The sequence below is a fragment of the Nocardia thailandica NBRC 100428 genome (genome assembly GCF_000308795.1).
GTDB lineage: Bacteria > Actinomycetota > Actinomycetes > Mycobacteriales > Mycobacteriaceae > Nocardia > Nocardia thailandica.
The window spans coordinates 35,407-47,326 of the sequence record NZ_BAGK01000182.1 but is presented as its reverse complement, the minus strand read 5'-3'; the positions used below and the strand labels follow the sequence as shown (position 1 = coordinate 47,326).

Genomic DNA, 11,920 nt, shown 5'->3' with positions numbered 1-11,920 from the left:
TCGGGTCGGCCGGTCCCCACGGGGGTGGAGCCGGGAGCGAGCGGCAGCGGCGGGATCGGCCGCCAGTCGACCGGGACCTGGCGCATGAGCAACGCGCAGTCGAGGATCGCGGTGCCCGGCGGGAACCGGTCGCGGTCGTCGAACACCGTGGACCGTGCCGAGCGGACCTCGACCGGTTCGACGTGCCAGGCGTCCGTCCGGAGCTCCAGCCCGTCGAGGTACCGGCCGCCGCGGGTGGCCGAGAATCCCACCGACCCGCGCCGGAAGAACTCCGAGGCCTGGGCCAGATCGGCGAACAGCTCACTGCCCTCGAACTTCTCGGCGGTGCGGACGTCCACGCTCGCGGCGACCGTCTCGTCACGGCCCGCGAAGCTCACGTGCAGGTCCCGCGTGGTCTCCCGCACGTCGAACCGCGCCGCGGAGTGCTCACCCGGGAAGAGCCGGCCACCGGCGAGGACATTGACCGGCGAGCCGCTGTCGCGCCGCGCGATGTACACCCCGGTCGAGCGGCCCCGCGGGCCGTCCCACTCGACCGCGACGCGATGGGCCGCGTTCTCGCTGCGCAGGCCGACCCAGGAGGGCAGCCGTCGGGGCCGGAACGCGCCGAGACGGATCAGGCAGATACCGGCGACCGCCCAGCCGTCGACCAGCTGAGGTCGCAGCGGCGACGGCACCAGGCCGGCGGCGAAATCAGGGTCGACCCGGTAGTTCACGAGGAGTCGTCGTTCGACGACGCTGGTCATCCGCGGCGGTCTCATCCGGAGCCCCTGTCTTCGTGCTGCGCAGCCTGCGCTGCCTGATGACGACCTGCTCGGGGCAGATCGCGCTGAGGAACCTGCCGACCGACAACGCCAGGCGTTCCTCGACGAGGGAGTAGTAGACCCGGTTGGCGACTCGTCGCTCCCGGACGAGCCCGGCCGCCTTCAGGACGCCCAGATGCCGGGAGATCGACGGACCGCTGATCGGAAACCTCGCGGCGATCTCGCCCGCGGTCAGCTCGCCGGACCGCAGGTCCTCGAGGATCTGCCGACGCGTCGAGTCGGCCAGCGCGCGGAACACACCGGCTTCCTCGTCAGGGGCGAGTTCGGTCATGTTCGCAGTTTAGCACTGTAGCTAAATAGCGAAAGATCGATGAATGTCTCCGCGGCCCGCGGAGCACTCGCCGGCACCGGCTCGATCGCGACGCCCCGTCCGGGGTCGGGTCCCTCCGCCCGGTCGAGGCGGGCGTGGCCGGCGGCGGGGATCACAATCGACGCGGGGAATCTTCGGACGTGTGCGCCGGTTGAACCGAACTGTCGGCGTCCGGGCAGCCCCGGGCCGCACCCCCTTCGTCGCTTCGAGCGACCACTCGCCGAGAGGCGCTTGTCGGGCGTCGACCCCATCCGAAGACGAGCGAGGCCCCGGTTCACCCGAGCCGGGGCCTCGCCGTGTCCCACGGTGCGCGCCGCGCCGGTGCGGACGCGCGGCCCGGCGTCAGTTCTCGGCGCTGACCTTCTCGACCGTGATCACCTTGTCGAGGGGGATCGCGTACATCGCGTCCGCCGACCGGGTTTCCGCGCCGCTGTAGAAGATGATCAACGACCCGACCACTTCGAAGTGGTGTGCCTCGATGGTCTTGTCGCCGGCGTATCCCGCGGTGATCCGAAAATCGGCCGTGGCGCTGCCCCTCCTCGATGGACCGACCATGAGGCTACGTCGGAGGTCCGACATGTCCGCCCCCTGCGCGACTCTTCCGTGTCCGGTGCACTACTGCCCGGCCCGGGCGCCGCTCGACAGCGATTTCGCGCGGAAGCGTCGGCCCGCGATTGGGTGCGCGGCCGGACGGGTAGACCCCTCCCAGGTCGCGCATACGCCCGGGTGCATGCGGGGCCCAGAGCGTGCCGGTTCAGCCGAGCAGCCGGCGCGGTCGATCCCTCCCGGTGCCGGCTGCGCGGGCCTCGGCGAGGCTCGGTGCGTGCCTGTCGCGGCGACGACGCGGGCCGCGAGAAGCGGCTGCCTGCGTGCGCTGCCCGCGACTCCGCGACGAGCCCGGCGATGTTCAGAGGTCGGCGGTGTGCTGTGGCCGATGCAGGCCCTCGGTCTCGCGCAGCGTCTCCGCGACCGCGCCCAGACGCAGCTGGTTCTGGGCCGAGAGCCCGGCGGCGGTGACGAGGAGCGCCCGCAGCCGGTGATCGCGCAACCCGACGACCAGGCGGTCGTCGGGGGCGGGCAGGCCGGGCGCGGCGGCGGCGAAGGGCACGGTGGTGGCGGTGCGGAACAGGTGCTCCATGGCGGTCTCCGAATCGGGATGGCCGACAGGGACATCCGAACGGTCCGGCGGTGTCCCTCGTATCGGCGCCCGCATACCCGTTGCCGCGCGGGTGAATCACCCCGTCGGCGGATGCGGTGCACACGGGTCGCGGCGGCGCCGCCTCGCTCCGGGGTCTCAGGCGCGGCGCGGCGCGGTCGTGTCGGCCGCCTGTGCGTCGCGGTAGGCGCGAACCTTGGCGAGGTTGCCGCATCGGTCCATGGAGCACCAGCGGCGCCGACCCGGCCGTGACGCGTCGACGAACAGCAGCCCACAGGTGTCGGACGCGCACACGCGAATGCGGGTGGCGAGGGGACCCGAGAACAGGTCGACGGCGTCACGGGCCAGGGTCGACAGTGCCGCGCGCGCGGTGGGCGAGGGGTAGGTGCGCGTGCCGTCGACGCCGAGCCGGGGGACGAGCGGTGGTACCGCGGCGGCGGCGTTGACGGCCGCGATGTCGGCGGGATCCGGGGGATTGCCGTCGGCGGCGCCGAACGCCGCGCGGGACAGCGCCGCGCGCAGCGTGCGGAACGCGGCGAGGTCGGCGTCCTCGGCCGTCACCTCCGGCAGCTCCAGGATGACGCCGAGCCAGTGGGCCAGGTCCGTGGCGGTGTGCACGATCTCCCAGGCCGCGTGCTCGCCCTCGCCGCCGGTGTGGACGAGGTCGAGGCAGGCGCGCCCGGTGCGAAAGCGACGGCGCATCGCGGGCGGGAGGGATTTTCGCTCTTGCATGACACCAGTTTAACCGGTTACGTTGATCGCATGGCAATCGCGACCTACCTCAATCCCGAGTCCCTGCACACCAACCCGGCCTTCTCCCAGGTGGTCCGGATCCCCGCCGGCGCGGATCTGGTCTTCATCGGCGGTCAGAACGGCGTCGACGGCACGGGCCGCGTCGTCGGGGCGGACCTGGCCGCGCAGGTCCGGCAGGCCCTCGCCAATCTGCGCGCCTGCCTGGAAGCGGCCGGTGCCGGACCCGGCGACGTGGTCAAGTGGAACCTGCTGATCAAGGAGGGGGAGAGCCTCCAGGAAGGTTTCGCCGCCTTCGGTGCCGCGTGGGGGCCGATGCCGAATCCGCCCGCGATCACCTTCGCGTTCGTGTCCGGTCTCGCGGTCGAGGGGGCGCTCATCGAGATCGAGGCCGTGGCGGCGGTCCGCTGACCCGTCGCCGGGTGCGGTCGCCCGGCCGCGCGTCAGTGACCCTTGACGCGTGGTGACCTGTCATGAACCGACCAGTCGTACGAATTTCGTTGTGCTACACAGCTGTTGAGATAGCCTAACGAACGGCTTTCCGCCGGAACGGTTTCCGCCCGGCGGAACAGCGGATCGATGAGGTAGACAGAATTGAATTCAGCAGCGGGTCTTCTGATCCGCCCGGCGATACGGGCGGACCTGGGCTCCATGGTGCAAGTGCTCGCCGCCGCCTTCGCCCGCGACGACCCGATCGACGAGCACATCTTCCCGGACGAAACCGTCCGGGACCGTCGCGCCCCGCGCATGCTGCGCGCCATGATCCGGCACCGCTTCCTGCCCGTGGGCGGCGCGGAGGTGGCGGAACTCGACGGCCGGGTCGTCGGCGTGCTGCTGTGGTATCCGGCCGGTTACCGTCCCGGTGGGCCACGGGAAATGCTCGCGGGCCCTGAACTGCTCGTCGCGATGGGGCCCGCGGTGCGGCGCGGGATCGACGTCGACGCGGCCATGGATCGCGCCGCGCCCGCCGAGCCGCACTTCTTCCACGTCTACCTCGGTGTCGAGCCCGGCCTCCAGCGTCGCGGCGTGGGCCGGGCGCTGTACGCGTCGTTCGCCGCGAGGGCCGACCGGGAAGCCGTGCCGATCTGCGGCCTGTGCAAAGACGGCAACGTCGGCTACTACGAGGCGCTGGGTAACGAGCGCGTCGGATCCGTCCGGCTCGGTGCGTCCGGGCCGGAACTCGCCATCATCCTTCGCCGCCCGCGGCCGCTCGACCCAGAGGAATCACGTGACTGACATCGCCATCGTCGGCATCGGCTGCCGCTACGCGGGTGGCATCGACTCGCCGGAGTCGTTCTGGGACTTCGTGCTGCACAAGCGGGACGGGGTCCGCGAGATACCGGCGGACCGCTGGGACTGGCGGCGCTACTACGACGCCGACCGGCGCGCCCCCGGCCGCATGTACACCAAGCGCGCCGCGTTCATGACCGGCGACCCGTGGGCGTTCGACCCGGAGTTCTTCGGCATCTCCCCGCGCGAGGCGACCAGCATGGACCCGCAGCAGCGATTGATGCTCGAGGTCGCGTGGGAAGCGCTCGACGACGCGGGGGTCGCCGGGCGCAGCCCGGATTCCTCGCTCGGGGTGTACGTGGGCGCGTTCACCCTCGACCAGATGGTGGTGTCGACCGGGGTGGCGCTGCCGCACGTCGACCTGCACACCGCTGTCGGCGCGTCGTACACGATGCTGTCGAACCGGCTGGCCTACGCGCTGGACCTGAAGGGACCCGCGGTCACCGTCGACACGGCGTGCTCGTCGTCGCTGGTCGCCCTGCACCTGGCCTGCTCGGCCATCGCCGGCGGCGACTGCGAGGTGGCGATCGCGGGCGGGGTGAACGTGATGACGCAGCCGGAAACGTTCGTCACGATGTGCAAGGGCGGCTTCCTGGCCACCGACGGACGCAGCAAGCCCTTCGACGCCGCCGCGGACGGCTACGGCCGCGGCGAGGGCGCCGGCGTGGTCGTGCTCAAGAAGCTGGCCGACGCCGAGCGCGACGGCGACCGGATCTACGCGGTGGTCAAGGCCACCGGGGCCAATCAGGACGGGCGGACCACGGCGATCACCGTGCCCAGCGCCCACGCCCAGGAGGAACTGGCTCGCACCGTGCTCCGCCGCTCGGGCCTCGCCGCGCGCGAGGTCACCTACGTCGAGGCGCACGGCACCGGCACCCCCGTCGGCGATCCGATCGAACTGCGGGCGATCGGCCGCGCCTACGGCGCGCCGACGGGTCGCCCGGATCGGCTCGGTGTCGGGTCGCTCAAGGCGACGCTCGGCCACACCGAGGCCGCCTCCGGCGTCGCGGGCATCATCAAGTCCGCGCTGGCGATCCGCCACCGCACGCTGCCACCGCAGGGCTGGCTCGAGACACCCAACCCCGACATCCCGTTCGAGGACTGGGGGATCCGCGTGCTCACCGAGGCCGAACCGGCCGATCCGGGCATCGACCGGATGGCGGTGGCGGTCAACGGGTTCGGCTACGGCGGGACGAACGCGCACGCGATCCTGCAGGAGTACCGGCCGGCCGCGCCGACCGCGCGGACGCCGGTGCACTTCGGCGTGCTGCCGCTGTCCGGGCGCTCCGAGGCGGCCGTGCGGGAACTGGCCCGTGGGTTCGCCGAACGGATCGCCGACGGTGCCGATCCGCACCGGCTCGCCGAGGCGGCGTGGCGGCGGCGCAGGCATCATCCCGTCCGCGCCGGGGTGGCGTTCGGTGACGACACCGCCCTGGTGCAGGGCCTGATCGACCTGGCGACGGGGTCGGGCCGGGTCGGGTCGACGGTCGCCAGGCGCGCACCCGAGCCGGTGTTCGTCTGCACCGGCATGGGCCCGCAGTGGTGGGGCATGGCGCGCGAACTCCTCACGACCGAAGGCACTTTCGCCGACGCTGCGGCCCGGGTCGACGAGGAGTTCCGCGCGGTCGCCGGCTGGTCGATCATCGAGGAACTGCTGCGGCCGGAAGACGAGTCGGCCGTGACCACCACCGCCGTCGCCCAACCCGCCAACTTCCTGGTGCAGGTGGCGCTGTTCGCGGCACTGCGCGAGCGCGGTGTCGAGCCTGCGGCGGTCGTCGGCCACAGCGTCGGCGAGGTCGCCGCCGCCCATCTGGCGGGCATGCTGTCGCTGCGCGACGCCGTGCTGGTCGCCTATCACCGCTCGCGCCTGCAGGCCACCACGGCGGGCACCGGTGGCATGCTCGCGGTCGGTCTCGGTCCCGACGCCGCGGCCGAACTGGTCGCCGCCGAGGACGCCGTCGACATCGCCGCGATCAACAGCCCGTCGGCGGTCACCCTGGCCGGTGCGGTCGACCGCCTCGACGCCCTCGCCGGAGAACTCGCCGAACGGGGCGTGTTCGCGCGACGACTGCAGGTGGAGGTGCCCTATCACAGCGCCCTGATGGACCCGATCCTCGACGAGCTGCGCACCGCCCTCGCCGGGATCACCGTCGCCGAACCGCGCCTGCCGCTGTATTCCAGCGTCACCGGCGAACCGGTCTCCGGCGCCGACTGGGACGCCGAGTACTGGTGCGCCAATGTGCGCAGGCCGGTGCGTTTCGCGGCGGCGGCGACCCTGCTGGTGCAGGCCGGGCACCGGGTGTTCCTCGAGGTGGGTCCGCATCCGGTGCTCGGTGCCAACATCCGGGAGATCCTCCTCGGCGCGGGCGAGACGGGCACGACCGTGGCCACCCTGCACCGCAAGCAGTCCGACGCGCACAGCCTGCGTCAGGTGCTGGTCGACCTCTACGCCGCGGGCGCGCTCGACATCGACGCGCTGTTCGCCGCGACGACCGGGCCGACACCGCACGTCGACCTGCCGCGATACCCCTGGCAGCGCTCGGTGCTGCGGTCCGAGCTACCCGAGCTGCGGACCTCGCGCCACGGCAACCCCGGTTCCCACCCGCTGCTCGGCGACCGGCACCCCGACGCGGTGAGCACCTGGCGGCTGAACCTGTCGACCGCCGCCCTGCCCTGGCTCACCGACCACGTCGTCGGCGGTTCCGCGATCATGCCGGGCGCGGGGTACCTCGAGGCGGCGCTCGCCGCCGCCGCCGAGCGGGCCGAGGCCGAGCAGGTGGGGCTCGAGGACGTGCGATTCGTCGCGCCCCTTGCCCTGGACGGCGGTGACGCGCCGATCGTCGAACTCCACCTGGAGGTCTCGACGCGACGCTTCACCATCCGTTCGCGGGGCGCCGCGGGCTCGGTCTGGACCGTGCACGCGACCGGCCGCGTCGTGGAGGGCTCGTACGCGCCGATCGTCGTCGAGGTTCCCGACCGCACGGCCACGTCCCCGATCGAACCGGCCGACTTCTACACCGGGCTCGCGGCCGCCGGGCTCGCGTACGGCCCGGCCTTCCGGCGGATCGAGGCCCTGCGGCTGTCGCCCGACACGGTCGTCGCGCGGGTGGACGGCGAGATCGCCCGCGGCGGAGAACATCTGGCTCATCCCGCGGTCGTCGACGCCGCGTTGCAGACCGTGGCGGCCCTGCTCGCCGGACGCGGCGCCGAGACGGCGCTGGTCCCCGTCGAGGTGCGCTCGGTGCGCCGGTTGTCGGCACTGCCGCCCGAGGTCACCGTGGTGACCCGCCTGAGCGGCGACACCGCCGACATCGACCTGCTCGGACCCGGCGGGGTCGCCTGCCTCCAGCTGCGGGGCGTGCGCTTCGCTTCGCTCACCCCCGGCGCGGGACCGCTCCAGCGGATGACGGACTTCTTCTACGAGGAACGCTGGGAGACGCGCGACCCGATCGACCTCGCGGCGCTGCCCGGCACCGACGGGCTGGCCACGCTGGTCCTCGGCTACGGCACCGACCTCGGGGACCGCGTGGAGCGGGTGCACAAGGCCGTCTGCGGGAGCGCCGCCGGGGCCGCGGTCGTCACACTCGACGACGCCGACATCGAAGCCGGTCTCACCGCCCGCCTTGCCGAACTGTTCACCACCGAGGGCGTCACGCGCGTCCACGTCTGCGTCGTCCCCGGCGACTCGCCCGACGGCGACGTCGGCACGCTGTGGACCCTGCGCCGCGTCGCCGCCACCCTGGAGGGCTTCCTCACCGCCCGGGTGGACGAACTCGGGCTCGACGTGCCGATGACCGGAGACGGCTCGCTGCACGCGACCGTCGTCACCGCCCGCGCCTATAGCCACCCGGCCGACCCCACCCCGCCCTCGCTCACCCAGGCCGCGATCGCGGGCGGGCGCCGCGTGCTGCTCAACGAACAGTCCCGGCTGCGGTGGCGGCTGGTCGACGTCGACGACCGCGTCACCGACGCCGAACTGGCCGCCGAGCTCGCCGTGCCCGGCGCGTTCACCGGTGACCGCGCCGACGAGGTGATCCTGCGAGACGGCCTGCGCTGGGTCACCGTCGTCGACCGCACCCTCCCGCAGCACCTCGACGAGCTCGACACCGCGGTGCCGCTCACCGATCCGGAGGCGAACTTCGCGCTGGAACTGCCCCGGTCGCGGTCCTTCGCGCGGCTGGGCTGGCGCCGGTGCGCGCGCCGTGCGCCCGGTCCGGGCGAGGTCGAACTGCGCATGCACGCGATCGGCCTGAACTACAAGGACGCGCTGAAAGTGATCGGAGTGCTGGGGGAGCGGGAGCTCGCGCCGACCTACTTCGGCACCGTGCCGGGCATGGAAGGCGCCGCGACCGTGGTCCGCGTGGGCGACGGTGTGACCGATGTCGAGGCCGGCGACGAGGTGACCGTGACCTCCAAGGGCATGATCACCCGCTTCCACACCACCGAGGCCGCGCTCGTCGCCCGCGTGCGCCCCGGCACCGACCCCGGCCGCTGCACCAGCGGAACCGCGTTCGCCACCGCCGAACACTCCCTGCTCGAGCTGGCACGGATCCGGCCGGGGGAAACCGTGCTGATCCACGGCGCGGCGGGCGGCGTCGGCACCGCGGCGGTGCAGATCGCGAAACTGCACGGCGCGGTCGTGATCGGCACGGCGAGCACCGAGCAGCGCCGCGCGCTGGTGCGGGCCGAGGGTGCCGACCACGCGCTCGGGTCGCGGTCGCTCACCCTCGTCGACGAGGTGCTCGCGCTCACCGGCGGTCGCGGCGTCGACGTCATCCTCAGCACCGCGCCGGGCGAACTGCAACGCCAGAACTTCACGATGGTCGCCGAATTCGGCCGCATCGTCGAGATCGGCAAGGCCGACATCTACGCCGGTGGGGTGCTGGAACTGTCGGCCTTCGACAAGAACGTCGCCTACTATTCCTTCGACCTCGACCGGATGGCCCGCGTGCGGCGCGACCGGGTGCTCGACCTGGTGCGCGGCATCAACGCCCGGCTCGACGACGGCACCTACCGGGCGCTGCCGTTCACCGCCTACCCCACCGCCGAGGTCGGCGCGGCCTTCGAAGCGGTCGCCCGCTCGACCGGGACCGGGCGGGTCGCGCTCGATCTGACCGACGCCGAACCCACCGTCCGCCCGGAACTCCCGCGCGTGCGGGTGGAGGAGTCGGCCAACTACCTCGTCACCGGCGGCTTCGGTGCCTTCGGCCTGGCCACCGGACGCTGGCTGGTCGGCCGCGGCGCGCGTCACCTGACCCTACTCGGGCGCGGCGGGCCGACCACCGAGGCCGCGGTCGCGCAGCTCGCGGCATGGCGGCAGCAGGGCGTCACCGTCGTCAGCGAACTGGTCGACGTCACCGACGCCGCGGCAGTCGGCGCGGTGATCGCCCGCGCCGACAGCGCCGAGCATCCGCTGCGGGGGGTCTTCCACACCGCGGGCGTGATCGACGACCGGCGGGTGACGGTGATGGACCGGGAGAGCCTGGCCCGGGTGTATCGCCCGAAGGTGGACGGCGTGCGCGCGCTGCGCTCGGGCCTCGAGGCGGCGGGCGTGCGCCTCGACCACTTCGTGCTGTACTCCTCGGGCTCGGCGATGTTCGGCGCCGTCGGCCAGTTCGCCTACACCGCGGCCAATTCCGTGCTGCACGCGGCCGCGCAGGCGGTCGTCCGCGCCGGCGGGGTGGCGCTCGCGGTCGGGTGGGGACACATGTCGGGTGGCGGGATGGCCGCCGCCGACGAGAACATCGCCCGCTACCTGCGCACCACCGGTTTCGATCCGCTCGACATGGACGAGGGCACCCGCTACCTCGAGCAGGCGCTGCGCCTGGGCGTCACGCAGGCCTCGATCATCCCGATCGACTGGGCCAAGGTGGACGCCACCGCGCCGTTCTTCGGCAAGACCGGCCGCCTCGAGTCCATGATCGCCGCCGCGGTCCAGGACGATTCGGCCGCGAGCCGGTTGCGTGCCCAGCTCGCCGAACTCGACGAGGACAAGCGCGCGGAGGTCGTCGGTTACATGCTCGCCGAACAGCTGGCGAAGGTGATGGGTGTCGCGGCAGACTCCATCGACCTCGCGGTCCCGGTGCCCGAACTCGGCCTCGACTCGCTGATGGCGGTGGAATTCGGTGCGCTGGTGTCGAAATCGCTCGGCGTCGACCTGCTGAGCCTGCAGATGGGCCGGTCGTTCAGTCTCGAGCAGGCCGGCGCGCGCGTGGCCGAGGCGATCGTGGAGGTGCGGGTGTGAGCGAGTCGGCCAGGGACCTGGCGCGCAGGCTGCTCGACGACACCGCGGGCGCCCCCGCACGCCCGGCCTCCCCGCCGCCGCCGGTCCGGCGTCCCCGGCGCGGGCCCGGTCGCCAGTTCGCCGACCACCCCGAGGTGGCGGCCATGGCGACCAAGCGCGCGGCGATCGCCGAGATCCACGATCGGTTCGGCATGCCGAACCCGGTCTTCCTGCTCCGCGAGAGCGCCAACGACAGCGTCATCCGCTGGCAGGGCCGGGAACTGGTGAACTTCGGTGCGTACAACTATCTCGGGCTGAGCAACCATCCCAAGGTGGTGCAGGGCGCCAAGGACGCGCTCGACACCTACGGCGCCTCCGCGTCGGCGTCGCGCATCATCGCCGGCGAGATCCCGCTCTACACCGAACTCGAACAACGCCTCGCCAGCATGTACGACGTCGCCGACGCCCTCGTGTCCACCAGCGGCTACCTCACCAACGCCGGGGTGATCGGCTTCCTGCTGCGCGAAGGCGATGTCGCCGTGTGCGATTCGCTGATCCATCGCAGCGTGATCTCGGGCGTGCGGTGGTCGGGGGCGCGGCAGCGCACCTTCCGCCACAACGATCCCGAGTCGCTGCGCGCGGTGCTGCGGACCGCGCGCGCCGAATTCGACCGCGCCCTCGTCGTGATCGAAGGCCACTACAGCATGGACGGCACCGTCGGCGCGCTCCCGGAGATCGCGGCCGTGGCGCGCGAGTTCGACTGCGCCGTGATGGTCGACGAAGCCCATTCGCTCGGGGTGTTCGGCGAGCGCGGGCACGGCATCCGCGAACACTTCGGGCTGGCGGGCGACGCGGTCGACATCTGGATGGGCACCCTGTCCAAGGCGCTCGGCAGCTGCGGCGGCTTCGTCGCCGGTGACGCCGACCTGATCGCGGCGATGAAGGTCGCCGCGCCCGGCGTCGCGATGCTGAGCGGCGGACCCGCGCCCTCGACCATCGGCGCCGCGCTCGCCGCGCTCGACGTCCTCGACGCCGAGCCCGAACGCCTGACCCGCCTGTGGGCCAACGCCGGGACCTTCCGCACACTCCTGCTCGACCGGGGCCTGGACCTGGGAGTCTCCCAGGGCACGCCGATCTGCCCGGTGATCGTCCCCGAGGAATTCCGGGCCGGTTTCGTGGCGGCCCGGCTGCTCCAGCAGGGCATCTACGCGGGCTCGATCACCGCCCCGGCCGTCCCGGTCGGCAGCGAACGGCTGCGCTTCTTCCTCACCGCCGAACACACCACCGACCACCTCCACGCCACCGCCGACGCCGTCGCCGAATCCGTCGCCCTCGCGGCGACGCTACCGGCACCCGGGTGACGGTGTTCC

The 11,920-nt window shown here is 72.7% G+C and carries 9 protein-coding genes; 4 read left to right on the top strand and 5 right to left on the bottom strand.

What is annotated here, in order from left to right; translation table 11 throughout:
* The 5 genes from ON36_RS19850 to ON36_RS19830 all read right to left on the bottom strand — a co-directional run.
* The coding region (locus ON36_RS19850) for a DUF2071 domain-containing protein (protein WP_245558136.1) at positions 1 to 743 on the bottom strand (743 nt) is incomplete at its 3' end.
* Entirely contained in the window at positions 691 to 1,092 is a 402-nt protein-coding gene (locus ON36_RS19845) for a metalloregulator ArsR/SmtB family transcription factor (RefSeq protein WP_052314158.1), read from the bottom strand. The genes ON36_RS19845 and ON36_RS19850, both read right to left, overlap by 53 nt.
* A 381-nt stretch (positions 1,093 to 1,473) precedes the next feature.
* On the bottom strand, positions 1,474 to 1,686 hold the full coding sequence (locus ON36_RS19840) for a hypothetical protein (protein WP_043655679.1): 213 nt from the start codon (positions 1,684 to 1,686) through the stop codon (positions 1,474 to 1,476).
* 352 nt (positions 1,687 to 2,038) lie between these two features.
* On the bottom strand, positions 2,039 to 2,269 hold the full coding sequence (locus tag ON36_RS19835; RefSeq protein WP_043655676.1) for a hypothetical protein: 231 nt from the start codon (positions 2,267 to 2,269) through the stop codon (positions 2,039 to 2,041).
* A gap of 156 nt (positions 2,270 to 2,425) precedes the next feature.
* Positions 2,426 to 3,019: a CGNR zinc finger domain-containing protein gene (locus ON36_RS19830; RefSeq protein WP_052314157.1), complete on the bottom strand. Its 594-nt coding sequence runs from the start codon at positions 3,017 to 3,019 to the stop codon at positions 2,426 to 2,428.
* Between the two features lie 30 nt (positions 3,020 to 3,049).
* Here ON36_RS19830 and ON36_RS19825 point away from each other — a divergent pair, with 30 nt between their 5' ends.
* The 4 genes from ON36_RS19825 (at position 3,050) to ON36_RS19810 (ending at position 11,911) form a co-directional block, all read left to right on the top strand.
* Positions 3,050 to 3,448 carry a RidA family protein gene (locus ON36_RS19825; RefSeq protein WP_043655670.1) on the top strand — a complete coding sequence of 133 codons (399 nt, stop codon included), beginning with the start codon at positions 3,050 to 3,052 and terminating at the stop codon, positions 3,446 to 3,448.
* Between the two features lie 240 nt (positions 3,449 to 3,688).
* Positions 3,689 to 4,273 (top strand): N-acetyltransferase, encoded by a 585-nt coding sequence (locus ON36_RS19820; RefSeq protein WP_083885251.1) that lies wholly within the window; start codon positions 3,689 to 3,691, stop codon positions 4,271 to 4,273.
* The gene (locus tag ON36_RS19815) at positions 4,266 to 10,571 is read left to right on the top strand and encodes a type I polyketide synthase (RefSeq protein WP_052314156.1); all 6,306 of its coding nucleotides are present in this window, start codon (positions 4,266 to 4,268) and stop codon (positions 10,569 to 10,571) included. The genes ON36_RS19820 and ON36_RS19815 overlap by 8 nt, the downstream gene beginning before the upstream one ends.
* Positions 10,568 to 11,911 (top strand): aminotransferase class I/II-fold pyridoxal phosphate-dependent enzyme, encoded by a 1,344-nt coding sequence (locus tag ON36_RS19810; RefSeq protein WP_052314155.1) that lies wholly within the window; start codon positions 10,568 to 10,570, stop codon positions 11,909 to 11,911. Before ON36_RS19815 ends, ON36_RS19810 begins: the two co-directional genes overlap by 4 nt.
* Positions 11,912 to 11,920 lie beyond the last annotated feature (9 nt).